The organism is Kitasatospora sp. NPDC001119 (assembly GCF_053598475.1).
In genome coordinates, this window is record NZ_JBSFKI010000056.1 from 1 (window position 1) to 23,116 (window position 23,116).

General features: G+C 74.3%; 28 protein-coding genes. 1 reads left to right on the forward strand and 27 read right to left on the reverse strand.

Annotated features, from left to right (window positions below; genetic code table 11):
* Positions 1 to 396: 396 nt before the first annotated feature.
* Entirely contained in the window at positions 397 to 1,917 is a 1,521-nt protein-coding gene (locus tag ACWDD9_RS39845; protein WP_449814294.1) for a hypothetical protein, read from the reverse strand.
* 188 nt (positions 1,918 to 2,105) lie between these two features.
* Here ACWDD9_RS39845 and ACWDD9_RS39850 point away from each other — a divergent pair, with 188 nt between their 5' ends.
* Positions 2,106 to 3,473, forward strand: coding sequence for a competence protein CoiA family protein (locus ACWDD9_RS39850; RefSeq protein ID WP_449814295.1), 1,368 nt, complete (start codon positions 2,106 to 2,108; stop codon positions 3,471 to 3,473).
* A gap of 66 nt (positions 3,474 to 3,539) precedes the next feature.
* On the opposite strand, the gene ACWDD9_RS39855 is transcribed toward ACWDD9_RS39850, so the two are convergent.
* The 26 genes from ACWDD9_RS39855 to ACWDD9_RS39980 form a co-directional block, all read right to left on the reverse strand.
* Positions 3,540 to 3,935: a hypothetical protein gene (locus ACWDD9_RS39855; RefSeq protein ID WP_449814296.1), complete on the reverse strand. Its 396-nt coding sequence runs from the start codon at positions 3,933 to 3,935 to the stop codon at positions 3,540 to 3,542.
* A gap of 272 nt (positions 3,936 to 4,207) precedes the next feature.
* Entirely contained in the window at positions 4,208 to 5,287 is a 1,080-nt protein-coding gene (locus ACWDD9_RS39860) for a hypothetical protein (protein ID WP_449814297.1), read from the reverse strand.
* Positions 5,288 to 6,040, reverse strand: coding sequence for a ParA family protein (locus ACWDD9_RS39865; protein ID WP_449814298.1), 753 nt, complete (start codon positions 6,038 to 6,040; stop codon positions 5,288 to 5,290). It abuts the gene before it with no gap.
* 204 nt (positions 6,041 to 6,244) lie between these two features.
* Positions 6,245 to 6,718, reverse strand: coding sequence for a Pycsar system effector family protein (locus ACWDD9_RS39870; RefSeq protein WP_449814299.1), 474 nt, complete (start codon positions 6,716 to 6,718; stop codon positions 6,245 to 6,247).
* A 58-nt stretch (positions 6,719 to 6,776) separates the two neighbouring features.
* Positions 6,777 to 7,640: a hypothetical protein gene (locus ACWDD9_RS39875; protein WP_449814300.1), complete on the reverse strand. Its 864-nt coding sequence runs from the start codon at positions 7,638 to 7,640 to the stop codon at positions 6,777 to 6,779.
* Positions 7,637 to 8,659, reverse strand: coding sequence for a hypothetical protein (locus ACWDD9_RS39880; RefSeq protein ID WP_449814301.1), 1,023 nt, complete (start codon positions 8,657 to 8,659; stop codon positions 7,637 to 7,639). Before ACWDD9_RS39880 ends, ACWDD9_RS39875 begins: the two co-directional genes overlap by 4 nt.
* A gap of 297 nt (positions 8,660 to 8,956) precedes the next feature.
* On the reverse strand, positions 8,957 to 9,790 hold the full coding sequence (locus ACWDD9_RS39885; protein WP_449814302.1) for a hypothetical protein: 834 nt from the start codon (positions 9,788 to 9,790) through the stop codon (positions 8,957 to 8,959).
* 149 nt (positions 9,791 to 9,939) lie between these two features.
* Positions 9,940 to 10,440 carry an AAA family ATPase gene (locus tag ACWDD9_RS39890; protein WP_449814303.1) on the reverse strand — a complete coding sequence of 167 codons (501 nt, stop codon included), beginning with the start codon at positions 10,438 to 10,440 and terminating at the stop codon, positions 9,940 to 9,942.
* 107 nt (positions 10,441 to 10,547) lie between these two features.
* On the reverse strand, positions 10,548 to 10,994 hold the full coding sequence (locus tag ACWDD9_RS39895; protein WP_449814304.1) for an NUDIX domain-containing protein: 447 nt from the start codon (positions 10,992 to 10,994) through the stop codon (positions 10,548 to 10,550).
* 78 nt (positions 10,995 to 11,072) lie between these two features.
* Positions 11,073 to 11,660: a hypothetical protein gene (locus ACWDD9_RS39900; RefSeq protein ID WP_449814305.1), complete on the reverse strand. Its 588-nt coding sequence runs from the start codon at positions 11,658 to 11,660 to the stop codon at positions 11,073 to 11,075.
* Between the two features lie 202 nt (positions 11,661 to 11,862).
* Positions 11,863 to 12,003, reverse strand: coding sequence for a hypothetical protein (locus ACWDD9_RS39905; protein ID WP_449814306.1), 141 nt, complete (start codon positions 12,001 to 12,003; stop codon positions 11,863 to 11,865).
* 387 nt (positions 12,004 to 12,390) lie between these two features.
* A complete protein-coding gene (locus tag ACWDD9_RS39910; RefSeq protein ID WP_449814307.1) occupies positions 12,391 to 12,630 on the reverse strand; it encodes a hypothetical protein in 240 nt (79 codons plus the stop codon).
* Positions 12,631 to 12,789: 159 nt separating this feature from the next.
* Positions 12,790 to 15,096 (reverse strand): hypothetical protein, encoded by a 2,307-nt coding sequence (locus ACWDD9_RS39915; RefSeq protein ID WP_449814308.1) that lies wholly within the window; start codon positions 15,094 to 15,096, stop codon positions 12,790 to 12,792.
* A 327-nt stretch (positions 15,097 to 15,423) separates the two neighbouring features.
* Positions 15,424 to 17,820, reverse strand: a complete 2,397-nt coding sequence (locus ACWDD9_RS39920; protein WP_449814309.1) for a hypothetical protein — start codon at positions 17,818 to 17,820, stop codon at positions 15,424 to 15,426.
* A 122-nt stretch (positions 17,821 to 17,942) separates the two neighbouring features.
* Positions 17,943 to 18,467 (reverse strand): hypothetical protein, encoded by a 525-nt coding sequence (locus tag ACWDD9_RS39925; protein ID WP_049650116.1) that lies wholly within the window; start codon positions 18,465 to 18,467, stop codon positions 17,943 to 17,945.
* A 59-nt stretch (positions 18,468 to 18,526) separates the two neighbouring features.
* Positions 18,527 to 18,853 (reverse strand): hypothetical protein, encoded by a 327-nt coding sequence (locus ACWDD9_RS39930; protein ID WP_449814310.1) that lies wholly within the window; start codon positions 18,851 to 18,853, stop codon positions 18,527 to 18,529.
* A gap of 5 nt (positions 18,854 to 18,858) precedes the next feature.
* A complete protein-coding gene (locus ACWDD9_RS39935) occupies positions 18,859 to 19,278 on the reverse strand; it encodes a hypothetical protein (protein ID WP_449814311.1) in 420 nt (139 codons plus the stop codon).
* A 16-nt stretch (positions 19,279 to 19,294) separates the two neighbouring features.
* Positions 19,295 to 19,783 carry a hypothetical protein gene (locus ACWDD9_RS39940; protein WP_449814312.1) on the reverse strand — a complete coding sequence of 163 codons (489 nt, stop codon included), beginning with the start codon at positions 19,781 to 19,783 and terminating at the stop codon, positions 19,295 to 19,297.
* A complete protein-coding gene (locus ACWDD9_RS39945; RefSeq protein WP_449814313.1) occupies positions 19,780 to 20,412 on the reverse strand; it encodes a hypothetical protein in 633 nt (210 codons plus the stop codon). Before ACWDD9_RS39945 ends, ACWDD9_RS39940 begins: the two co-directional genes overlap by 4 nt.
* The gene (locus ACWDD9_RS39950) at positions 20,405 to 20,527 is read right to left on the reverse strand and encodes a hypothetical protein (protein WP_255357488.1); all 123 of its coding nucleotides are present in this window, start codon (positions 20,525 to 20,527) and stop codon (positions 20,405 to 20,407) included. Before ACWDD9_RS39950 ends, ACWDD9_RS39945 begins: the two co-directional genes overlap by 8 nt.
* Before the next feature lie 21 nt (positions 20,528 to 20,548).
* Entirely contained in the window at positions 20,549 to 20,998 is a 450-nt protein-coding gene (locus ACWDD9_RS39955; RefSeq protein ID WP_449814314.1) for a hypothetical protein, read from the reverse strand.
* Between the two features lie 101 nt (positions 20,999 to 21,099).
* A complete protein-coding gene (locus tag ACWDD9_RS39960) occupies positions 21,100 to 21,252 on the reverse strand; it encodes a hypothetical protein (RefSeq protein WP_449814315.1) in 153 nt (50 codons plus the stop codon).
* 114 nt (positions 21,253 to 21,366) lie between these two features.
* On the reverse strand, positions 21,367 to 21,888 hold the full coding sequence (locus tag ACWDD9_RS39965) for a hypothetical protein (RefSeq protein WP_449814316.1): 522 nt from the start codon (positions 21,886 to 21,888) through the stop codon (positions 21,367 to 21,369).
* A 339-nt stretch (positions 21,889 to 22,227) separates the two neighbouring features.
* Positions 22,228 to 22,440 carry a hypothetical protein gene (locus ACWDD9_RS39970; protein ID WP_449814317.1) on the reverse strand — a complete coding sequence of 71 codons (213 nt, stop codon included), beginning with the start codon at positions 22,438 to 22,440 and terminating at the stop codon, positions 22,228 to 22,230.
* Positions 22,440 to 22,598, reverse strand: a complete 159-nt coding sequence (locus tag ACWDD9_RS39975) for a hypothetical protein (protein ID WP_449814318.1) — start codon at positions 22,596 to 22,598, stop codon at positions 22,440 to 22,442. The genes ACWDD9_RS39970 and ACWDD9_RS39975 overlap by 1 nt, the downstream gene beginning before the upstream one ends.
* 2 nt (positions 22,599 to 22,600) lie before the next feature.
* Positions 22,601 to 22,954 (reverse strand): hypothetical protein, encoded by a 354-nt coding sequence (locus tag ACWDD9_RS39980; RefSeq protein ID WP_449814319.1) that lies wholly within the window; start codon positions 22,952 to 22,954, stop codon positions 22,601 to 22,603.
* Positions 22,955 to 23,116: the final 162 nt, after the last annotated feature.

A 23,116-nucleotide genomic window follows, 5' to 3' on the forward strand; every position in this document is an offset into this window, starting at 1 on the left:
CGCCGCGATCTGGCACAACTGGAACACCGGCGCCGCGATCAAGCGCTCACTCATCGCCTATGACCACTGAGGACATCGGACTCATTCATCTAGGGACCCGGGCGGCCAGGTGTGGGGCCGAGCGCGACCAGGAGCAGCAGGACCTGCTCGCGGCGGTCGTCATCGAGGAGGGCCAGGAGCTGGCCGCCGCGTGGACTGCGGGTGCCTTGCGCAGTTCGCCGAGCACGGCGCCGAGTGGGCTTGGCGGGCCGTCCCGGCCAGAGCACTGTCGTTGCCCGGCGGCAGGCTGCCGGGGGGCCGGGGGAACGCTGGAGGGCCGTCACCTACGGGTGGCGGCCCCCGGCTTCTACCGCGTCGCGCGCTTCCTCGGGCCCGCTGCGTTCGCGGTGTGATTGGTCAGCGTCGCGGGGCCGGCGGGGTCATGCGCGCGTGCAGCAGCGTGGCGCGGGTGAGTTCGGTGCCCTGCTTGTGTTCCTCGTTGAACAGGGCGGTGAGTCCGGCCGGGGCCTTCGACCAGTGGTCGCGGAGGCTGACCGGGCGGGCCGGGTCGTCCAGGAGCTGGTTGACGACGTGGGCGGCCTCGGTGGGCCGGTCGCCCCAGCCGTCGCCCCACCACAGGTGGTCGCCCGGGCTGCAGGGGGCGGGGTGGACCTGCCCGTCGGTGGTGGTGATCCATACCGTGCCGTACAGGACGGCGGACGCCAGTTCGCCGCAGCCGGCGGGCAGGGCGAGCGGGGCGTAGAAGAGCCACTTGGGCCCTTTGTCGCCGTCGTTCCTGGTGCGGACGACGGGCATGTCGGTGAGGGGGTCGACGAAGAACGCCTCCACCTGCTTGCCCTCGGCCAGCGTGGCGTGGGCGGCGGTCGGGTCGCACACGGTGAGCCTGCGGGACCAGCGCGCGGCGATGGTCCCCTCCTTGTCCCGGACGTCGGTGAACCGCCCGTAGGGCAGCAGGCCGGGGTGGTAGCCGAGGGCGACGTCGGTGGCGGCGACCGCGTCGGGCTGGGTACTGGTGACGATCTCCCGCCAGCCCCTGGCGAGGACGTCGTCGACGTCGTCGTCCTCCTCCAGGACGTCGATGGGGTGAGCGGTCTCGTCGTGCCGGGCGGCGATGACCATCCGGGTCTGGTGCCGGGCGGCGTGGTCGCCGAAGATCTGGATGTCCGAGGCGACGTCCTCGACGCGCTGGTTGCGGATCTGGTCGGCCATGTTGGTGAGCGCGGTGCGCGCGGCCGCGCTGAAGGCGGGGTTGCGGGCGGCCTTGCGCAGGGCCGTCTCGCGCTGTTCGGCCGGAACGCCGGCGACCACCGCGGCGGCGCCGGGCTGCCACTGCCGGACGACCTCCGGGCGGCGCAGCAGGCCGGGCCACCACGGGAGTGGCTGTCCGACGAGGTCGGCGACGTGTCCCCACCGGGCCTCGTACTCGATGCGCGGCTGGGCGGTGTCGGCGGCGACCAGGGCGGGCCCTGTGAAGCCGATGTCGCCGTACAGGGCGCACACGGTGACGATCTCCCGGTTGAACTCGGCGGCCAGGTCGATGGCGGCCGACGACGCCGCGCCGCTGTCGGTGGTGTGGAGCATGCGGATGACGCCGATGCCGGTGTGCCAGTCGGTGGCGGGACCGTGCGGGGTGTCGCGGTAGCCGAGGTGTCGGCCGGCCTGGCGCTGGCCGGGCAGGGGGCGGGCCAGGAGGGCACCGCGGTGGCGGAACTCCGGGGTACCGGCGGCCCACAGGTAGAGGGCGGTACCGTCCCACACCTGTCCGGCCGGCTCCGGGTCGTAGGAGCGGTGGTGCGGGTTCTCCTCGGAGGCGGGGAAGTCCTTGTGCTGGCGGGGCAGCCGCCTCAGCCCGAACGAGCTGACCTTGAGCAGCTCCTGGACTTCCGTCTTGCTGAGGTACGTGGTGCCGACTCCCATACAGCTACTCCCTGTGTTCTCGACATTGCGCTCTGCTGTAGTCAAGCATCGGACCGCGGGGCGCTGCCGGGGAATTCCCCAAGTCGCAGCAGCACCGGCATCTCTCCGGAGCGCCAGCACGGTTCCTCGATGGGGGCGGAGTGCGTGAACCGGCGGACGCCATGGCGCGCAGCGGGCATGATCCCCTCATGGGTGACAAGACGACGGCCCCGTGGGTGTACGACCGGGTGACGAAGTGGTGGGTCGACCTCTCCCGGGGCACCACTGGCCTGGAACCCGGCGAGGCCGGGGGCCGGTACGTGTGCCGGGCCTGCCAGGAGAACCTGATGCTGCGCAGCGTCAGGCCCGGCGCTGTGAACAGGCCGCACTTCTCCCACCGGCGCGGCACGGACTGCTCCGCCGCGCCGGCGGTGCGCAAGCAGCTGGAGCTGGACGACCGGATCGTCATCGAGTTCCAGCAGCGGATCACCCGGGCGTGGCCCGGCGCGCACTGCGTGCTGGAGTTCCCCGGCGGCCTGGACGAGGGCGGCGCCGAGGGGCCCCTGGGGGTGCTGCCACCGGCGGTCGTGGTCCGCAGCGGCCCGGACGGCCGGGACGTGTCGGTGGTGGAGCGGCCCCGCCGTCCGGTCGACATCGGCGAGGTCCAGGAGCGGATCCGCACGGTGCAGGCCCGCTACGGCGCCGGCGCCCGGCACGTGTGGTTCTGGGCGGCCGACGCGGCGTCCGCAGGCCGGCTCGCCGATCTGCAGGTCGCCCCGCAGGGCCGAGGCGGCCCGCTGGTCGACCACATGACGATCGCACCGACCGAGCAGCAGCTCGCCGTCGTCGCCGCAGGCGGCGGCGTGTACTTCCTCGACGGCGCCAAGGTCCTCATCCCCTACGGCGTGCACGACTTCACCCATGAGCCCAAGCCCGGCGAGGACTGGAACTTCACCGGCGGCCGCCGCAACTGGCGCCACGACTGGTGGATCAGCCACCCGGTCCCGGCGCCGGACGCGACCCGCTGGGGCCTCGCCCCGACCACGTTCGACGAGCTCACCCGCACCCGCGGCGTGTTCACCCTCACCGCCGCCCGGGACCTGATGCGCACCCTGGAACGAGTCCAGACCGGGCGGTGGAACGCCCGGCAGCGGGCAGCCGCCGCGCTCTACCAGAACCGCCACCAGCCGCCCCTGCCCGCGCAACTCGCCCCCGCCAGCATCCCTCTTCCGGAACCACCTGCGCCGTCGCAGGGCGTCGGACAGACCGAACCGGCGCCGGCCCCGACCTGGGCCGAGCACCACGCCATTCCGCGGACGCCGACTCCCACCATCAGCGCGGTTCCACCACCGCCCCGCGCCGTACCGACGACCACAACGGCGCAGCCCGGCCTGGCCGAAGCGTCGGCGGCCGACCGCACCGGCCCCGAGGACGACTACGCCCTCGCCCCGCCCGCGCCCACCGACTCTCCGGTCCGACCCGCGCTGATTCCTCCCCGACCGGCGTATCCGCCCACCGTCCACCTGCCCAGTCACCGGGCTCCCGAGGTGCCGCCGGGCCACGGCGGTCGCAGCTGACAGCCCGGCGCCGACGGCCGCCCGCACGACGCCAGTCCCCGCCGGGTGTGCGGGCCAGCCGTGCTCTCAGCGCTCGTCCGGCTCGCCCAGGCTCCAGCCGCTGACCGCCGCGACCGGCCCGCGCCAGACCGGCAGCCTCCGGGCGGTCCGGCCCGAGCGGACGGTGACATCCTTCAGGTGCAGGAACCGCGGGTCGGACACCCGACGGCGACGCCCGTCCTCGACGGCCTGGTCCAGGTGCCCGAGCACCTCCCGCACGACCTTGCGCATCCCGTAGTAGTCGGCCTCCGCGACCTGACGGAAGTACAGGTCCTCCCACACCACGGTCGGGATCAGGGTCCCCGTGACGAGCACCCCGTCCACCACCAGCGTCACGACGACGCCCTCGGCGACGTCCTGGTGCTCCACACCGACGCGCAGCAGCTCCAGATAGGGGTCCGGGTAGGCCTCCCCCTGCAGCATCACCCGCAGCGCTGGCTGAACCGCGTCTCTCCACGACACCGCGTTGCTCCCCGGCTCGCTCGTTCGGTGGGATCAAGTATTGCCTGTGGGGTGCCGGCCGGGGGTCGTCTTCGGAAGACGATCGAGGCGGCCTCGCCATCGGCAGCCCGGGGGCGGATCGAGCTCTGGACGCGTCGCGGTGGTCTTCGCGCTTCGCGTGGAAGCACGGCGGCGGCCCCACCTCTACTGGTGGGGCCGCCGCCGATTCCGTGAAGTTGCTCAGGCCAGGCCAGTCAACTGGCAGGTACGGCCGGATGTTCGCTGTGCTTGTTGAGCAGGTCCAGCATCTTGCCGAACTCGTCGGCCGACATCTCGTGGATCAGGCACCGCGCCGCCGCGACGCCGTCCGCGTAGGGGAAGACGTCGGGTCGCCGTTCCCCCGCCGTCTCGGCCGGGCTGGCCTGTGCAGGAACGGCTGGCACGTGCTCTTGCCCTGCGCCGACAGGGGCTTCTTGTTCCCGGGGAGCCGGTTCCGCCAGCACGGGGTCGGCCTGGTCCGCTTTACGGCCGTAAAACGGGTCGGCCCCCGGCTGGTCAGGGGCGGCCGGCTCACTTGCCGGAGGCGTGCGGACGGCGGCCTTCTTGACGGCCTTCTTCGCGGCCGACCGCTCAGCGGACGCCGTCGCCCTCTGCTTCTGCTCTTCCTGCCACCATGCCAGTTGGGCCGAGGGACCCCACTCGTTGTCCCGGGCCAGCTTGCCCAGCGACCGGGCAGCTTCGAGCGGCATGATCTTCTTCCGCACCAGGTCCTGTGCTCCCGGGGCCAGGTGGGTGAGGAGAACGCGCTGGGTGACCCATCCGTCGACCCGCTCGAAGTGCTGGGCTACGGCGCGGTTGGAGCCGAACTCGGCAACGAGAGCTCGGACGGCGTACGCCTCTTCGATGGGGTTGAAGTTCTGCCGGTCGACGTTCTCGGAGACCACGGCCTCCATGAACACCTTGCGGTCCATGGCCAGACCGTCATCGACGACGCAGTTCAGGGTGGGGTTGCTGGCGGCGGTGGCGCCACGGTATCGGCGCTCACCGGTCACGAGTACGTAGTCGACATCGCCGATCTTCTCGGCGTGGTCGGGCCACAGTTTCAGGTAGGCGCCGCGGCTGACGGCCGGGCAGGCCTGGATCTGGCGGCGTCGCAGGCTCCTACCGAGGTCGATCAGCTCGGCTTCGGTTCCGAAGTCGATACGCGGATTGACGCCGTTGGGAGCAAGCCGGCCGAGAGGAATCCGGAGCAGGCGGCCGTCGGCTCGGGTGTCGACGACTGGAGCGTCATCGTCATCGCCGAAGAAGTCGTCGAACTCATCGTGTGTGGCCATCTATCGGACTCCTGCGTACTTCTGGCGGCGGAGCTGGTGCTCCAGGGCCAGGGACACGAAGTCCTGCTTGGCCTTGGTGGCGATGTGGTTGGACTCGTACTGGGTGCAGAACCGCCCGTTGGTAATGCCGCGGGTGTGCGGCTTGTAGTGACGGACGGTGGCGTTGTAGAGCTCCCAGCCTCGGCGCTGGACGAGGCTGATGGTGCGGTCCCGGTCTGCGGTGCCGTCCCGGGGGTCCCAGTTGTTGACGACGACCCCGTAGGGGATCTGGCGGGGGATGAGGACCCTTTCCACGGTAACCCTGGTCGGGGTGAAGGCCGAGCCCTCTGCTTCAAGAGGGACGATGACGTCGTCGGCAACGTCGAGGACGGCTCGCAGCGCATCTCCGGTGGTTCCGTCGCCGAGGGGGTCGATGGACTCGTCTTCGTCGTCGTCGGCCTTCAGCGGCATGAAACCTGGGGTGTCGACGATGATGATGTCGGCCTTGGCGTTACGCAGACGGCGCAGCCTGTCGATGTTCTGGCTCGCATCGACCACGCGGAAGGGGACGGGCCTGCCGCTCTTCCTGACCTTTTCGGCGTGCTCGATGCTGGTGCCCTGAGGGTCTATTGAGACGACCGCGACGGACGGGCCGTCGCCTGTGGCCTCGGGGTCGCAGCCGAGGATTTCGGCGTAGACCGCGGCGAGGTTGACCGACAAGAGAGACTTGCCGACCCCGCCCTTACGGTTCAAGAGCACGGTGACGTAAGGCATGTACTGCTCTCCGACTACTTCCCGGGAACCCGGTACTTCGGATGGACGAAGAGCATCATCTCAGATGAGCAATGGAGCACCGATGAGGCTTGCTGCGGCGCGGCGGTTTTACGGCCGTAAAACCGCCGCCGATCCGACTGCTCCCGAACCGCAAATGCCCGCACCCACTGCCGGGGTGCGGGCATTCGTCGTTCTGTTGGAGGGTCAGGCGGCGGTGAGGAGGGCGGCCGCGGCGAGGGCCGCCAAGGCAGCGATCGTGAGGTCCGCCGCCCAGCGGAGCAGGAGCATCTTGCGGTGACACAGGGCGGACAGGACGCGCAGTCGGTCCAGGCGGCGGTCGGGGACGAGCTCGGCGCGCAGCTCGGTGGGGGAGCAGGCGGCCCAGTGGGCGTAGGAGCTGCGGTCGCGTGCGGTGATACGGGGGCGGACGACGAGCACCGCGAGCAGGGTGGCGATCAGCAGGATGCTGGCGGCCGGGGTGATGACGGGGAGGCTGGCACCTTGCGCCTGGGCGAGGATGGCGACGGCCGCCGCGAGGACGCCGTCCAGGCCGAGGAGTAAGCCGGCCTTGCTGTCGGTCCGGGCGACCTCCCCGATGACGTGGGTGAGCGCTTCGTTGGTGTTCTGCTCGGTGCGGTCGACGCCCTCGGTGGCCGGGGCGGGTTGGGTGGTAGTCAACGGGCTCTCCTCTCGTGGCGGCCCCGGCCGGCTGGGCGCGCGGCCGGGGCGGGGCAGATCAGTGGTGGGCGAGGACGGGCCGGCTGGCGGCCTGGTGGCGGTGGAGCAGCGCGTGCTGGCCGGGGTCGAGGCGCCAGAGGCCGAGGCGGCCGGCGGCGGGGATGGGGTCGGCGAGGGCCTGGACGTCGGCGATGGTCCAGTGCCACAGGCCGGGCAGGCCCCAGGGGCGGCAGCAGCCGGTGTCGCGGTGGCAGGAGGTGATGGAGGCGGTGGCGACGAGGGCGCCGGTGGTGAGGGCGGGGGTGTTGGGGCGGGCGAGGGCGGCCTGGACGAGCGGGTCGGCCTGGCCGTCGCGCGCGAGCGCGCGGGCGGCGTGGAGGACGACCGCGCCGCGGTGCTTGGTCGGCCAGCTGCGGTTCTCGGTGCGCTTGTCGCCGGCGAGGATCGCCGCGAGCCAGGGCTGGCGGATCGTCAGGGCGGGGAGGTCGGCGACGGGCCGCGCTGCCGGGGCGCCGCCCTCGCCGATGCGGTACAGCGCTTCGGCCAGGGCGGCGTCCCAGTCACCGGCGAAGAAGAGCGCGCGGTCGCAGATGTACAACGCCGCGCCGAGCTTCAGGTTGGTGACGATGATCTCGCTACCCTGCCAGTAGGCGCGGTCGGGGTCGTCATTGACGATGGCGTCGAAGCCGTGCGCGATCAGCCAGGCCGCGATGGCCGGGTGGTGCTCTCGGCCGCGCGCCGTGTAGACGAAAACGGACCGGTGGGCCTGGAGGGCGCGCAGGGCTTCGAGGGCGCCGGGGATCGGATCGCCGTAGATTTGGCCGTCCTGCCAGCCCTTGTCGTGGCGGATCAGCGTGAGGTCGAAGTCGACGCCGACGGCGTGGCTGGCGGGGGAGTCGGGGTTGAGCGGGACGACGGTCAAGGGCTCTCCTGGGTGTAGGGGCGGATCGTGATCGGGATGCGTCGGTCGTGCGGGTCGGGGTGGGTGCGCGGGCCGTTGGGCAGGCCCGTGATGGCGGCGACGGCGTCGCCGTCCAGGCGGCGGTGGTCCACCAGCGCGGCGGCCACGGCGCGGACCGCCGGCCAGTGCCGGTCGAACACGGCGTCCGCCGCGTCGTGGACCCCGCGGTAGTCCGGACCGGTGCCGCCGAAGGACACGTCGGGGTGGTGCTCGCGGTACGTCCGCCGGTCGCCCGCGGCCTCCAGCTCGACCGCGACGCCGCGGACGGGCGTCCACAGGCCGTTCTCGCGCAGCCAGCGGTCGGCGGCGCGCTCCCCGGCGCCGCAGTACGCCGCGAGCGCCCGGCCCCGGGCCAGGCCGCAGGCCTCGGTGTACCCGCGGGCGCTGGCGTTGTGCGCGACGGCGCCGACCAGGACGTGGTGCAGGTGGGCGCCCACCCCGAGCGCGGCCACCGCGTGGCCAGCCTCGTGCACCGCGTCCAGCAGGACCGTCTCCCGCCGGGTCAGGCCGTGCAGCAAGTGGGCGCTGTCGGGTACGGCCCACTCGGGCCCGTCCACCCGGGTACGGGTCGGGTAGACGGCGCCGTCGAGGTCAACGTTGGTGTACCAGGCGACGGGCGGGTCCACGGCCACGGGTCCGCACGGTGTGGCCGCCGGGACGGCGAGCGTGACGGGGGCCGGGGCGAGGCCGGTGCAGTAGATCTCCACCGGGCCGTCGCCGCCGGCGGCGTTGATCAGGCCGGTGACCGTCACCGCCCGCCCGACCGCCACGGCCTCCCGGTCCGACGACGCCCAGGCCCGCGGAAGGGCCCGGGCCTCGATCCACCCGGCGCCGTCGGCGACCGTCAGGATCGCCCACTCGTGGCCGGCGCGGGTGGTGTGCCGCTGGATTCGCGTGACGGTGCCGGTCAGCCGGATCTCACCCGAGACCCGGCCCGAGGCGAGCAGGTCGGCGACGGCCGTCTCGTTGCTCTTGATCATCAGGGGTGTGTCTCCTTCTCGGTCGGGTCGCGGTGGGGTTGCGGTCCGGGCCGCGCCGGGTGGCGGCACGGCCGCCCCGCCATGGGTGGCGGGGACAGCGGGCGCGGTGACGTCGGCCGGACGGCCGGCCTCTGTCCCCGGACGCGCGCCGCCCGCCGGGCCGGGTGCCCGCTGGCCTTCGTGATGGCGTCGACGGCGCCGGTCGAGCCAGCCGCCGGGGGCGGTCAGGGCGCGGGCCCGGCGCCGGACCGACTCGCGGACGCTGACGCTCGGCTGCTCCTGGGGCGGTGGGCTCGGTCAGAAGAAGGCGAGCTGCTCGCGCTGCGCACCGCCCGGGGCGGGGGCGAGGTCGGGCAGGCCGGGGGAGTCGGCGGGCGCGGGGCCTTTCTCGCCGGCGATGTGCCAGTCGGCGAGGGCCTGGGCGTCGGCGGCGGTGCGGCACCAGGCGTCGTCGCTCAGCGCTCGACGGGTGATGATCCGCCCGCAGCAGTTGACCCACCACCAGCCGGGCCGGGTCTCACCGCGGGCCTGTTGGATCAGCGGCTTCTGGTGGTGGCAGGCGCAGCGGCAGATCTGGCGGCAGGGCGGTCCGGCGATCCACACCCACGCGAGGTCGTTGACGCCGGAGCGCAGGTCCGGGGACGCGTGCTGGTGGGGCTCGGGGTGGTGGGCGTGGCGGTTCGGGCCGGCCTGGATGACGGTCTCGCGAGTCGGGCGGCCGTCGTGGCGGCACTCGCCGTGGCGGTCGGCCTGGCACTCGACGGACGGCGGCCTGTGGCAGGCGCAGTCGGCGAACGGGCCGGGGATGTGTTCGAAGGAGCGCAGCCAGCTCGCGGGCCAGACGTTCTCCCGCACCCACGCGGCGGCCTGCGGGGGCATGGCGTCGGGTTCGCGGGCGCCGGTGTCCGGGTTGTCGCGGGCGCGCTCGGCGGCGAGGCGGGCGCGGCCGGCGTCGGTGAGGCGGGGGCCATCGGGGTGGTCGGCGAGCAGTCCGCCCCAGATCATGGCAACGACGTTGTTGGGGACGCCGTGGACGCGGTAGCGGTCGCGGTCGTAGTCGAGCAGGCCGCGGTCGGCGAGGTCGAGCCACATCAAGTTGACGGGTTTGTCGTCGGGCCAGGGATCGTGCACAGCGGGTTCCTCCAAGCTGGGGTTGAAGAGCGGGTGGGGCGGTCGCGGGCGGGCCTGGGCCATCGGCTGGGGCCGGACCGGGTGCGGCGTGTCTTCGGGTTCCCCGGAACGGCCCGATGCGGTCAGGCCCAGGAGCGGCTGCGGTCCGCTCAGCGGGCCGGTTCGAGGTAGGCCGGGTCGGTGGCGGTGACGGTCTCCACGCGGGCGAAGCCCTCGCTGTGCAGCTGCTCGGCAGTGGGCAGCAGGCGTTCCTGGTCGACCAGGACGTGGTCCGGGACGACGCGCTCCCTGTCGGCGTTCTGGACGCGGCGGCGGTCGAGGGAGACGTCGAAGAGCACCGCCGCGCACGGCCGCTGCCAGTAGCGGGCGCGGGCGAGCAGACCGGCGCGCACGTGGGTGAGCAGAGCCGTCGAGTCGGCCACGGTCGTGAGGTTGCGGGAGAGCCGGGCGTCGAGCAGCAGGGTCTGGACCTGGTCGGCGACCGGGGTCGCGGACTGGTCGGCGGCGGAGTCGGTGGCCATGGCCCGGTAGTCGTCCAGGCTCAGGCGCCAGGTGGCCGGCCAGCGGCTGGCGAACGTGGTCTTCCCGGCGCCGCTGCCGCCGACCAGGACGATCAGCGAACCGGGGACGGGGACGAAGGTGGTGTTCACGGGTGGTGCCTTTCGGATCGGGGACGGGTGGGCCGGGGTGGGCGCGCAGCTCACCGCCGCGCGCTGCCGTCCCGGCCTGGCTGGTGTGGAGCGGCGCCGAGGCGTTGTCAGGCCGTGGTGCCGGAGGGGCTGATGGTGGTCACCTCGGCGCTCACGGCCGCGGTGAGGATCTCGGCGTGGTCGAACGCCAACTGCTGCGGGAGGCCGTCGAGCGGCCACCAGCGGGCGGCGTGGGCGTCGTCCCCGGCGGTGGTCGGGGTGTCGTCCGGGACGACGGCGCGGTAGGCGGCGGTGACGTACCGGCCGCGCGGGTCGCGGCCGGGGGCGTCCCAAACGCCGAGCTGGACCAGGTCCGCGGCGTCCACCCGCACGCCGGTCTCCTCGGCGAGTTCCCGGGCGGCGGCTTCGCGGCTGGTCTCGCCGGGGTCGACGTGGCCGCCGGGCAGCGCCCAGGCGCCCTCGTACGGGGGCCAGCCGCGCTCGATCAGCAGGACGCGGCCGTCCGGCGTGGTGGCGACGACGTCGGCGGTGTAGCGGATGGACTCGGAGGTCATCTCGTTGCCTTCCTTCTGGGTGGGTGTGTGGTGTCGGGGGTGCCGTGCCCCGGCGTGGGGGCCGGGGCACGGTTGGGGTCAGCGGCTGTCGGGCAGCGCGGGCAGGGCGGTGCAGGTCGCGGCGTGGCCGGTGGCCCGCTCGCGGGCGGTGGCGAGCGGCTGCCCGTCCCAGCGGTGCCCGTCGTGGCAGCCGGTGCACCACCACCAGGCCAGCGGGTCGCCGGTCGGGGTGTCGGTGGGCCGGTCCTGGCCGCTGGGCCACGGGGTGGCGCCGGTGATCTCGACCACCGCGCCGCACCGGCCGGCGTAGCGGGCCCACAGGTGCCCGCTCCCGGCGCCGAGGCCGGGGCCCTGGGGGGCGTCGCCGATGCGGACCTGGCCGTGGTCCAGGCGGATGCGGCCGTGGTCGGCGGCCTGCCGGAGCAGGGCCAGGAGGCGGTCGTGTCCGCCCAGGGCCTGGCCGCCGGGGGTGCCGTGGGCCCAGGTGTGCAGCTCGCCGACGGTGGTGCGGCGGCGGCCGGAGGTGTCCAGGTGGTCGAGGAGTCCGAGCACGACGGTGTAGGCGTCGTCCCGGCCCAGCAGGCCGTCGAACGGGTCGGCCGGGCGGCCGGCGAGCAACATCGTCAGGGCCTCGCCGACGGCATGGGCACGGACGTCGATCTGCACGGTGGTCTTCTTTCTGTTCAGCGGGTCGTGGTGTCGGCCGGGCGGCCGCGGCGCGCGCCGAACCGCTCGCCGTCGGTCGGCCGGGGGCGGGTCGGTGCGCACTGCGGTGGTCCGGGGTGGGCGAATCGGGGCCGGGTGCTGCGCCGAGCGGCTCGGCGCGGCACCCGGTCGGGTGTCGGCTGCGGCTGGGCCGGGTGGGGTGTCAGCTGCGGCCGGGCGGGAGCGCCTTGGTGGTCGGCTCGGTGGTGGCCTGGCGGTGCTGGAGGGCGAGCCAGGCGCCGGCCGCGGTCATCAGTCGGCCGTCGCCGAGGGCGTCGAGCGGGGCGGTGTCGATGTCGTGCATCAGCTCGGCCGGGTCGAGCGGGCGCGTGAAGGCGACGGGAGCTGTGGCGCAGGACCTGGCAGACCCGGGTGTGGTCCGGTCGGCCGGTGAGGAACCGGTTGGCGTCGCGGTAGAGCACGAACGCGCCGACGGCGGGTCGGGGCGGGGTCTGGGTGGTGTGGGGCTGGACGGTGGGCTGCATCGCGGATCCCTTCTGCGGGTGGTGTCGGCCGGGCGGCCGGCCCCTGCCACCGGACGCAGTGCCGCCCACCGGCCGGTACGACGGGCAGGCGGTGCGGTCCGGGGGCGAGGCCGGTCGTCCGGTCAGCGTGCGAGCAGCACGACCAGGAGGACGAGGGGTGCGAACATGCCGAGCAGGTAGACGAAGCGCACGGAATTCCCTTCCGGTCAGCGGCTGATGAGGGCGAGCAGCAGGACGGCGAGCAGCGTGGGCACGGCCATGGCGACGGGGCGCGGGATGTCGATGCACCGCTGGAGGCGGTCGATCTCGTCGCTGATGTCCTCGCACTCGGCGAGGGTCCGGGCGTGGGGGCGGGAGCCCTTGGGGAGGTTGGCGAGGGTCTGGCTGCGCTCATGGAGCAGCTGGCGTTGGGCGGCGATCCGGGTGTCACGCTCGATGGTGATCAAGAGTGCGGCGGTCCTTTCCGGGGACGGGGGTGGTGTGCGGTTCGGGTGCGGGAGGATGGGGGCGGGCCGGTGGCGAGACCGGCCTGCCGGCACCCTCGGGTGCGGCTGGCCTCCGGGGTGTCTTCTTCATCCCGGAGGCCGTCGTGCTTGAGCGCTCGGTTACGCAGAGCGAACGGCCGGGGCGAGCGCGGGCTCCGCCTTCTCGACGTCTGCGCGCAGCCGCTGGCAGGTTGAGCGCGTGGTCTTCTCGTCGCCGGTGATCAGACGCTTGGCGGTGAGCGCGGCGTGGATCTCGGAGACGAGCGGGCGGCGGTCGAGAGTGGTGTAGAGCTGGCGGACGGTTGCGCGGCGGGCGTAGGTGAGCGCGGGTCCGGACAGGGTCTCCGTCGGGTGCGCGTCGGTGTCCTGCGGGTGAGTGCCGGTGAGTGTGCGGTGAGCGCTGCTGGTCCCGCCACCTGCGGTGATCTCGCGCTCAGGTGAGCGTGGGACGTAGACGCTCTGCGCGGGGATCAGTTCGCCGTGGGCGGTGGGCAGGGGCTGGCCGTCGTGCGGCGGGCGCTGGCCCTGGTCGTCGTGAGCGCCGCTGTCGGGGCCGGTGAGCGGTCCGGCGGGCGGAGCGCTCACCGGGTGCCCGGCGCGAGCGCCCTTGGCGTGGTCGATGATCTCGTGCACGCGCCAGATGGCGATCGGGACGACCGTGGCGAGCGGGATCGCCATCCACCCCTGCAGTCGCCACTGTCCGTCAGCGTCCAGCTCGACCCCGACGACGTGCAGGTCGGTCAGGATCGCGGCGATCTGGCACAGCACCATCACGGCGAGCGCGATCCGCATCTCCCGCTGAAGCTTGCTGCGGGTCGCGGCGACCACCCACCCGTCCAGGCAGACCGCGAGCAGCCAGGCCAGCGCGGAGTGCATGCCGGCCGTGACCGCCAGCTGGTGCTCCTTGTACGAGGTGTACGCCAGGCCGGACCCGAGCACGGCCCGCGTCAGCAGGAACGGCACCAGGCCGGCCCGGTTCGCCGCCGCCCGGCGCAGCGTCCGGCGCCACCAGCGCTGCTGCCGTTGGGCCCGGCGCTGATCCAGCTGCTCCTGCTCGGCGCGCTGGGCGGCGACCTGCTCCTGCGTCTCGGCGAGTTCGGCCAGCGCGGTGGCGGTGACCTGCTCGGCGTCCCGGCGCGCGGCCACCAGCAGGCGCTGGGCGTCCGCCTCGGCCTTGCCGCGGACGGAGCCGGCCTGCCGCAGCTGCTCCCCGGCCCGCTGGCGGGCCTGCTCGATCTGCTCCTGGGCGTCGTCCTGGAGCTCCTGGGCCTCGGCCAGGCCGCGCCGGCGCAGCTCGGCGGCCTGTCGTCCGGCCTCCTCGCGCAGCTCCGCGGCCTCGGCCTCGGCGTCCTCGCGGATCCGGTCGGCGGCCGCGGCGGCCTCCTCCCGGGCGGTGTCGGCCTCGGCTCGGGCGGCCTCGGTGACGCGCCCGGCCGTCGCCTCGGCGTCCTCGCGGGTCTCCTCGGCCCGGTCCTCGGCCGTCTTGAGGATCTGTCGGGCGGTGGCGGCGGCGCGGGTGCGGATCGCCTCGGCCTCGGTGGCGGCCTCGGTCAGGGTCCGGTCGGCGGCCGAGGTGGCGTCGCGCTGGACGGTGGCGGCGAGTTCCCGGGCGCCGGTCAGCTCGTGCTCGGCCCGGGCGCGGTCGGTGGCGGCGAGTTCCCGGGTGCGCGCCAGCTGGTGGCGGGCGTCGGCGACCTGGTCCTGGGCGTCGGTGAGGTCGGTGGCGGCCTGACGGCGGGTCCGCTCGGCCTCACGGCCGGCCTCGCCGAGCACCTTGGCGGCCTGTTCCTCAGCGGTGGCGGTGATGCCGGCCGCCACGGCCTGGGCGCGCTCCTCGGCGTCGGCGACGATCCGCACGGCGTCCTGCTGCGCCTGGGTACGGACGGCGGTGGCGCGCCGCTCGGCGTCGGCCAGCAGCCGGCCGGCCCGTTCGGTGGCGTCCTCCAGCAGCCGGTCGGCCGCCGTGTGGGCGTCGGTGTCGGCCTCCTCGCGCCGCGCCTGGGCGTCCTCGGCGGCGGCCTGGCGGATCAGGTCGGCCTGGTCGGTGGCCAGGTCCAGGATCCGCCGGACCGCCAGTTCGGCACGCTGCGTGACCGTCTCGGCCTCGGCGACGGCGTCCGCACGCAGCTGCTGGGCCTCCTCGGCCCACTGCTGGGCGGTGGCCGTGTCGCGGCCGGCGGCGTTGGCGGCGCGGGCCAGGACGGCGAGGGCCTGGTCCTCGGCGAGGGCCAGAACGTCAGCCGCACGGTCGGCGGCGTCGGCCAAGACCGGGTCGGCGGCCGGGCGCGCCGTGATGGCCGCGGGCACCCCTACGGAGGCCTCGGCGGGGATACCGGGGCGGTCCGCGGGCTTCTGCGCGCGGGGCTTGGTGGGGGGCTTCGGGGTGGTGCCGCGGGTGCGGCGGGTGGTGGTGCGGGCCGGGGTCATGGCCGGGGACTCCTGTCCTGAGCGGTGACTTTGCGTGGCGGTTCCGGGTGGCCCGGAGCGGCAGCGCGGCGACCCTGGTGCGGGGCGGCGGCGCGGCTCGTGGCCGGGGCGCGGGCGGGACGGTGGTGGGGTTGTAGAGCGGCGCAGGGCCGGGGGTCTCCGCGGCCCCGGGAGCCGGTTTCGGGCCCGGAAGGGTGGGGCGGCTCTACGGGCTCTACAGCTCTACATGGCAGGTCAGATGGCTTGTAGGGCCTCTACTGGTGCTCTACGGGCCCGCTACGTGATCTTGTGTGTAGCGGGCCCGTAGAGGGGGTGTAGAGCGTCCGGCTACGCCTCGTCGTCCTCGTCCGGGTCGTCTTCGTCGTCCTCGTCGTCGGCGTCGAGGGCGTTCTGGAGGTCGTCGAGGTAGTAGCCCATGCGGTTCTTGACGCCCTCACTTTCCGTCACGGCCCGGGCCTGGCGGGACTCGACGCCGTACGGGGCGAGCAGGTCCTCCAGGTCCTCCGCGGTGAAGCCGCCGTAGACGTCGGGGCGGGCCTGGGCGAGGCGCTCCAGGAGCGGGCCGGTGTGGATGGTGCGCTCCCCGCCCATCGCGTCGAGGACGTCCAGGATCGACGGCGCGGCGGCGACGGTGGGGCCGGTGCCGGGGGTGAAGGCCGGGGTGGGCCTGCTCGCACCGAGCGAGACCAGGAGCGCGGGCCAGTCCAGGCCGACCGCCGCCGCGCTGGCGGTCAGGTCCGGCAGGCCCGCCCGCGCCCGCTGGTTGCCCCGGCGGGTGGCGTCACTGTCAGTGAGGTGCCGGAACTTCCACCGCATCGGGCGGTTGCGCTGGCCGGGCAGGCCCTGGATGTAGACGGTGCCGGCGTCGGCCGGGTCGGTGTGGGTGCCGGGCTGGAGCCGGTCGGCCCGGTAGCCCTCGCGCAGCGCGCCCTGGCCGAACAGGCCGGTGACGTCGGCGCCCCGGCAGCAGCCGGCCATCTTGAGCGACATCTTCGGCGCGATGGCGGAGCCGAGGTCCTGCACGGTGCCGAACTGGGAGGCTCCGATGATCCACACGGCTTCCTTGCGGCCGATGCGCAGCAGCCGCAGGAGCTTCGCCTTGGCCTTGGTGGGCAGGTCGTGCCACTCGTCGACGAACACTATGACGGCGGGGTGTTCGGGGCTGGGCCGCCAGACCTTGCCGTAGCCGAGGGTCTTGCGCAGCCGGGTGCGGCCCTCGCACAGCTTGTCGAGCCAGTCGAGGGTCTTGAGGACGTGCTTGTCGTCGCTGACGGCGAGCTGGACGGCGTCGCCGAGGGCTTCGACGCCCTCGCCGCGGGGGTCGACGGAGATCACGACGGCGTCGCGGCAGGAGGTGGCCCAGTCGGCGAGGGCCAGCATGATGCTGCTCTTGCCTCCGCCGGAGTCGGCGACCAGGAAGCCCATCACCCCGGCGAGCGGGAAGGCGAGCTCGGTGCCGTCCAGGCCCTGTCCGAAGGTTCCGGCGTCCATGATCGAGTTGGCGAGGGCCGGGTTTTCGGGGATCGGTCCCATGTCGGTGAAGCCGGGCCGGGTCTGCGCGCGGACGGTGGCGGTGTCGCTGGCGTCCGGCCAGCACTCGACGGCCAGGCCGCCGCGGGGCAGCTTGAGCAGGGTTCGGATCGCGGCCGCGTTGCGGTCGGTGTCGATGTCGGCCGGGTCTCCCGAGGCGACGGTGACCGTCATCGACCAGCCGACCGGGGTGCGCACCGTGTCGGTGATCTCGGCTAGGTCGATGTTCTGGGCGAGGATCGCCCGGCGCACGCACTCGGCGGCGATGGCCGGGTCGGTGACGTCGTGGATCGGGAACGGGGCGCCGGTGTCCCCGGGGAACAGAAGGGTGTCCTCGTCGGCCGGGCCGGCCGCCGCCCGCGCCTGCTCCTTCTTCTCCTCCCGCGCCTTGTCCTTGTCCTTCTTGTCCTTGGTGGGCTTGCCATTCTCGGTCTCGTACGCGAGCGCGGGGACGTCGGGGAGGGCCCAGCGCCAGCCGGGGATGCGGCCCTTCGCCCAGCCGGTGAGGAGGATGCCGGTGGTGGTGAGCGCCGGGAGGAGCAGGCTGCCGACGGCCAGTTCGAATCCGCCGATGGCGAGGCCGAGGGTGGCGAGCGCGGCCCAGCGGCGGTTGGCGGTGCGGCGGCGTTGCCCTTCGAGTTCGTCGTCGCTGGGGTCGATGTGGCCGGTGTAGGGCTGCTGGTGGATCTCGCGGACCCGCTGGCGCCAGGCCGCGGCCTCCTCCCGCAGCACGGCGGCGGCGGTGGCGGCCTGCTTGTGGTCGGCGGCGGTGGCGTCGTCGACCTGGCCGGCGGCCGCGGCGCGGCGGGCCTGCTTCTCCAACTCGGCGGCCTTCTCCTCCAAGGCCTCGATCTCGGAGCTGCGCTTGACCTGCCAGGTGGAGTAGCGGCGGTTGAGCAGGGCGGCGCGCAGGTGGGCGGGCGTCTCCTGGGAGGCGGCCGCCCAAGCGCCGGTCTCGTCCTTGAGGACGGTCAAGCCCTCACGGAACGCGGCGTACTCGCGCCGGGCCTGCGCGGTGACGGCCGCGCCGATGGTCTTGGTGAGGCGGGCGGCCCAGCCGGAGCCGGCCTTCTCGGCGGTCGGGCTGTCGGTGCCCGCGCCGGTGCGGGTGTCCGGGCCCGGGTCGTCGGGGCCGAGGAACTCGCCCTCGTCGGCGAGGTCGATGATGACGCGTTCGGGCGGATAGGTCGTCATGGTGCGTCTCCAGGGCGCTCTGCTGGGCGGGTTCGGTCCGGGCGGTTGCGGCCGCCCGCGCGCCGCGGCCGCGCTTGGGGGCGCGGTGCGGGGCGTGGGCGACCGGTGGCGTCCGGGCCGGGTCAGGCGATGGTGCCGACGAGGGCGGCGCCGGCCGAGTTGACCAGCGGGATGACGGTGGCCATGACCAGGCCGCCGAGGGTGGCGGACAAGCCGAGGAGGATCCCGCTGATGATGCCGAGGCGCATCTTCGGCTTGGCCTTCTTCGGGACGGCCTTCCAGGCGCCCAGGACCGCGACGGTGAGCAGCAGCAGGACGAGGTTGCCCATGCCCGTGAGCTCCAGGTGGCTGGAGCGGGCGTTGAGGGTGGTGTGGCCGCCGGTGCCGCCCCACATCGTCAGACTCCCGGCGGCGTTGCCGAACCAGGTGATCGCGCCGGTCGAGAATCCGATCAAACCCGAGGTGGTGGCGGTGGCGATGCCGCCGTAGAGCATGCCGACGCCGAGCGGCAGCAGGTCCAGGGCGCCCTTGGTCGCGCCGGCGCTGCCCTTGATGCTGCCGACGGCGAACCTGCTGATGTGCCACAGCGGCAGTGCCATGCCGACGAACAGGCCGCCGATGGTGAGCGTGGTGGCGGGGACGAACACGGTGGTGACCTCCGGAGAAGAGAGACGAGGAGAAGGACGGCCGCTGCGGGCCGAGAGGGTCAGGTCTGGTCGGTCTGCTCGGGGTTGTCGCGCTCCCGGCGCCGGATCCGGACGGCCAGGGCGGCGACGGCCGCCGCGGCGGCGCCACAGACGGCGGGGTCGATCCACCAGGGGTGGTCGATCAGGACGACCCAGGCGGCGTGCCGCAGGAGCGGTGTGCACCGCACGACGCCGAGCGCCGCGCCCAGGCCCGCGCCCCACAGGACCGGGCGCAGCCGGCCGAGGCGGGTGGTCTTCCAGGCGGGGCGCGGGGCGAAGTGGTGCAGGAGGGCGCCGTACGCGGCGCCGAGGGCGACGGCCAGGGGCAGGCGGTCGAGGTGGTCCATGCCGCTCACATCCCGCTCAGGGCCGTGATCAGGCTGGTGGCCAGGTAGGAGGCGGTGAGCAGGCCGGTGCCGGCGACCATCCAGGCGTGCGGGGTGGCGAGCCGGTGGTACACGGCCCGGCGGGCCGGGCTGGGCTGCGCCGGCATCCGCCAGGAGCTGACGCAGGCGCCCAGCAGGTAGACGGCGGCGACGGCGGCGGGCCCGGACGGCAGGGGCACGTCGTCGGCCAGGTACGGGGACCAGATGGTGGCGACGCCGGCGACCATGCCGAGCCCGGGGGCGGTGCTCAGCAGGCGGGCGCCGCGGTCGGCGGGGCGCGGGCGCCGGGTGAGGATCCGGACCGTGTTGGTCAGGTAGGGGGCGGCGAGGCCCGCGAGGAGCAGGCCGGCCGGTACGGGGACGGGGGACAGCAGGTGCAGGTCCACTGTGGTCTCCTGACGGTCAGTGGAAGGCGGCGAGGATCTGGCCGCCCAGGGCGTTGACGGCGGGGACGAGGGTGATGGCGGCCAGGCCGGAGATGCCGCCGGCGAGGCCGAGCGCGGAGCCGGAGACGATCCCGGCGGTGAGCTGGCGGCGCAGCTGGTAGTCGCAGCAGCGCCAGGCCAGCGCGGCGACGGCCAGGAGCACAGTGGTGGCGACGCCGCCGCCGATGCTCAGTCCGGCCGGGGCGGCCTGGGGGAGGAGCTGGGCGGAGCCGGTGCCCGCGAGGCGGTTGCCGAGCGGGTTGGTGGCCTCGGTGACCAGGCGGTGCGCGGCCCAGCCGAGCAGGCCTCCGGAGCACAGGGCGGCGAGGAGGCCGGTCAGCAGTCCGGCGGCCAGGGCGGCGGCGCCGGGCATCTCGCAGCCGCGGCGCCACCAGCGGGCGACGGTGAAGACCAGGACGGCGACGGCCAGGGCCAGGCCGCCGAGGGAGAGCTGGGCCGGGCTCACCAGGCGGCCCGCGTCATGAGGTAGCCGATCAGCTGCTGCCCGGCCGGGGTGATGACCGTCGAGGCGACCATCGAGAAGGTGAAGACCCGCGCCAGCCAGCACAGGCCCCGGTAGCGGTGCCAGCACCACTCCAGGACACCGGCGACGACCAGGCCGCACACGGGCAGGCCGATCGGGTCGGAGACCCAGTGGAAGGCCTCGTTCACCGGCCCGCGGGCGAGGACCACTCCGGTCGCGGCCGCGAGGCCGTTGGCGACCGGGTGGATCCGCCGGACGTCGAACCGCGGCGCGGCGGGGGCGGCCGGCGCGGGGGCGGCCGGGTAGTAGTGGTGGTGGACCTCGACCGGCGGCGCGTACACCGGGGCCGGGGCCGTCGCCACCCCGCCACCGCGCCCGCCGCCGGGCTTGCGCCAGGGCTCCCACGGCTCCGGTGCTCCCCCGGCCGGCCCACCGAAGCCCGGCGGCGGGCCCGACGACGGCGGGGGCGGAGGGGCGCCGCCGCGCCTGGGCGGCGGCAGGAACGCGTCCGGCATGCCGACGGTCGGCGGCTCGGGGGGCGGCGGCGGGGTGGCGCCGTCGCGCTCGCCGGCCAGGACGACGCGGGTCGGCTCGATCGGCTGGTCAGCCATCGGAGTCCTCCTCCTCTGTTGTCGGGTTCAGGAAGGCGGTGGCGGCCTCGGCGACCAGCACCAGGAAGGCGGTGGCGGCGCTGCCGGCGAAGAAGGTGAAGAAGAACTGGTCCATGGACGACCTCCGGTCGAACGGTCAGCTGATCCGGGCGGCGAGGTGCTGGAACGCGTTGGTGCTCACCGGGTGGGCGATCTCGTCCAGGACGTGCTGCCAGGCCGGGCTGTCCGACTCGCGCCGCGCCCACGGGGCCGGGGAGTGGGTCAGCTGCCAGGCCGCCCAGGCCTGGGCGAAGTCCTCGTCCTCGGGCTGCGCGACGACGACGTCGCGCTCGTGGTCCCACGCGGTGCAGTGCGGGCGGACCTGGTCCTCGCCGACGGTGCGCACGGTGATCTGCCAGACCGGCCAGCCCTCGCGCGGGCCCGGGTCGATCGCCAGGACCTCGTAGGGGGTGTCGCCGCGGTAGGCGCCGCGGTAGGTGCCGCCGACGCGGCGCGGGCCGATCGCGCGGGCGATCCAGCGGCGGGTGCTGTCCGCCTCGTAGTACGCGCGGCGGGCGGGGGAGGAGGTGCGGGCGCGGTGCTTCATCGTGGGCCTCCGGCTCCATGCGGGACTGGGTGGTGGTGCGAGGGGTGGTGGCCTGTCCGGGAGCCGCGCCGCCGTGGCGGGCGGCTCCCGGACGGGTGGCGTCAGCCGTTCTGCGCGTCCCGGGCGTCGAGCCCGTCGAGGTAGGCCTCGTACTCGGCCTGGTCGGCCTCCTCGTACGCGGCGTGCATGCGGTCGAGGTCGGCCTGCCAGGCGTCGTACTCGGCGGGCGTCATCGGGAACTTCGGGTCGGCCATCGAGGCCTCCTCGTCTGTGCGGTGGTGAACGGGTCTTGGCGGGTGGCTCCGGACGGAGCCGGTGGAACGGGGCCGGTGCGGGCGACGGGGTGGTGCTGGCTGTGCGTCGGGTGGCTAGTCGTCGGCGGCGGGGCGGCGCGGGCCGGACAGGGCCCGCGCGGTCTCGCTCCAGCGCGGACCGTCCTGCCAGGGCGACCACCGCTTGACCTGCTGCTCTTCCCAGGTGCTGCGGTCCGGGAAGGCGGCGGCCGCGGCGACGGCCCTGCCGGGCACGGGGACCTGGCTGCCGGTCAGGACGGTGGTGCGCTCCAGCACGGCGTCGGTCGCGGCGGCGGCCTCGGCGGTGATCTCCTCGGCGGCGGCGACCAGGTCGAGCGCGAAGGCGTCCTCCTCGGCGGCGGCGTGGGCGAGCAGCGCGTCGGCGCCGGCGGCCAGGACGGTCTGCCAGTCCTCGTCGCTGATCTCGCCGTCCCAGCGGATGGGCTCGGTGTCGGTCAGGCGGGCGATGCGGCGGGCGGTGGCGCGGCGGGTGCGCTCCTGGCCGTCGGCTTCGGCGACCCAGGCCCAGGTCGACGTCGTCGCGGTGATCTGGGCGACGGTGGCGGCCTGGCGGCGGCCGGTGAGCGTGCGGGACATGGCGGTACCTCCTGGATCGGGTGGGGCGGGGTTAGTGGCGGGGCCCTGGCGGGCCCGCCGCACCACTCCCGGCCCCGCTCAGACATGTGCATGCCAGAGCGGTTCCGGTGGCAGGCGGCGGGAAACCGAACTGCAGAGAAGAGGAGAAGGAGCTACTCGCCGGAGCCGGAGCCGGCCTTCGCGGCGTCCCGGCGGGCCTGGTCCTCGCGCATCCGGCGCAGCGCCTCGTCGGCCTGGTTGGAGAGGATCACCGGCTGCCTCCCTTCGGGGCGGCGGGCGGGGTCTTCGGCGGGGTGGGGGTACCGCCGCCGGCGTAGCTGCGGCAGAGGGGGCCGATCGTCACCGCGCACCCCCACCGTCGTGCAGGTCGCAGGACCGGCCGAACCCGTCCGCGCTGCCCGTGGTCCGGGGGGCGACGAGCCGGCGGCCGTTGGCGCGGGCCTCGTCGTAGTCCGACCCCGTCCACACACGGCCGTCGGCGGCGACGTGGTCGGGCGTGTCCGTACGGGTGGCGGGCCGGGACTCGGAGGAGCGGCGGGAGAACAGAGCCATCACCGACCCCCCGCCTGCTGCGCCATCTGCTCGCGCAGCCGGTCCGCCTCCTGGCGGGCCCGCTCCGCGGCCGCGGCGGCCTCCTGGGCGGAGCGCAGGCGCTCCGCGATCACCGCGTCCAGGGCCGCGGCCTGCACCGCATCGGGCTGCTGCGACATCGTCAGCACCCCGCCATCTGCGGCCGCGCGCCGCCGAGAAGCCGGGCAATGGCGTTCTGGACGAACCACGACAGGTGGGCCCAGCCGGTATGGCCGGCCCTGGCGAGGTGTTCCTCGGCCTGCCGCCAGACGTCGGCGACGAGCGCCGACACCGTGGTCTCGTCGGCCGTCGGGGCGATGGCCGCGAGGTCTCGGGCGATGAGGGACCGGACCCGGTCCTCGTACTGGATCTGCAACGGGGCGCTGCGGTGAGTGGCGAGGGCGTCGACGATGCCGTGAGCGCTGAGCTGCTGGGGGTGGAGCGTCAGGGTGGCCCCGGTGCTCCTGATCGTGTGCTTGTAGGCGATGCTGGTCATGCGGATCACTCCCTTGACGAGTTGGTCCGTGGAGCAGCCCTGACCGCCGGCAAGCATCGTCAGGGCTGCTTCCTTTCATGAAGAGTCGGCGCTACATCCGACCTTTCCCGAAAGGTTGCTGCGAGAAGAAGACTGGCACACCGTCAGCCGACACGCAAGGAC

Coding starts and splice junctions, on each gene's coding strand:
- ACWDD9_RS39980 (WP_449814319.1), bottom strand. CDS start 22,954: ATGACCAGCATCGCCTACAAGCACACGATCAGGAGCACCGGGGCCACC.
- ACWDD9_RS39905 (WP_449814306.1), bottom strand. CDS start 12,003: ATGCACGACATCGACACCGCCCCGCTCGACGCCCTCGGCGACGGCCGA.
- ACWDD9_RS39930 (WP_449814310.1), bottom strand. CDS start 18,853: ATGGACCACCTCGACCGCCTGCCCCTGGCCGTCGCCCTCGGCGCCGCG.
- ACWDD9_RS39945 (WP_449814313.1), bottom strand. CDS start 20,412: ATGGCTGACCAGCCGATCGAGCCGACCCGCGTCGTCCTGGCCGGCGAG.
- ACWDD9_RS39845 (WP_449814294.1), bottom strand. CDS start 1,917: ATGGGAGTCGGCACCACGTACCTCAGCAAGACGGAAGTCCAGGAGCTG.
- ACWDD9_RS39960 (WP_449814315.1), bottom strand. CDS start 21,252: ATGGCCGACCCGAAGTTCCCGATGACGCCCGCCGAGTACGACGCCTGG.
- ACWDD9_RS39955 (WP_449814314.1), bottom strand. CDS start 20,998: ATGAAGCACCGCGCCCGCACCTCCTCCCCCGCCCGCCGCGCGTACTAC.
- ACWDD9_RS39970 (WP_449814317.1), bottom strand. CDS start 22,440: ATGGCTCTGTTCTCCCGCCGCTCCTCCGAGTCCCGGCCCGCCACCCGT.
- ACWDD9_RS39865 (WP_449814298.1), bottom strand. CDS start 6,040: ATGCCTTACGTCACCGTGCTCTTGAACCGTAAGGGCGGGGTCGGCAAG.
- ACWDD9_RS39880 (WP_449814301.1), bottom strand. CDS start 8,659: ATGATCAAGAGCAACGAGACGGCCGTCGCCGACCTGCTCGCCTCGGGC.
- ACWDD9_RS39920 (WP_449814309.1), bottom strand. CDS start 17,820: ATGACGACCTATCCGCCCGAACGCGTCATCATCGACCTCGCCGACGAG.
- ACWDD9_RS39965 (WP_449814316.1), bottom strand. CDS start 21,888: ATGTCCCGCACGCTCACCGGCCGCCGCCAGGCCGCCACCGTCGCCCAG.
- ACWDD9_RS39975 (WP_449814318.1), bottom strand. CDS start 22,598: ATGTCGCAGCAGCCCGATGCGGTGCAGGCCGCGGCCCTGGACGCGGTG.
- ACWDD9_RS39895 (WP_449814304.1), bottom strand. CDS start 10,994: ATGACCTCCGAGTCCATCCGCTACACCGCCGACGTCGTCGCCACCACG.
- ACWDD9_RS39855 (WP_449814296.1), bottom strand. CDS start 3,935: ATGCTGCAGGGGGAGGCCTACCCGGACCCCTATCTGGAGCTGCTGCGC.
- ACWDD9_RS39850 (WP_449814295.1), top strand. CDS start 2,106: ATGGGTGACAAGACGACGGCCCCGTGGGTGTACGACCGGGTGACGAAG.
- ACWDD9_RS39915 (WP_449814308.1), bottom strand. CDS start 15,096: ATGACCCCGGCCCGCACCACCACCCGCCGCACCCGCGGCACCACCCCG.
- ACWDD9_RS39860 (WP_449814297.1), bottom strand. CDS start 5,287: ATGGCCACACACGATGAGTTCGACGACTTCTTCGGCGATGACGATGAC.
- ACWDD9_RS39950 (WP_255357488.1), bottom strand. CDS start 20,527: ATGGACCAGTTCTTCTTCACCTTCTTCGCCGGCAGCGCCGCCACCGCC.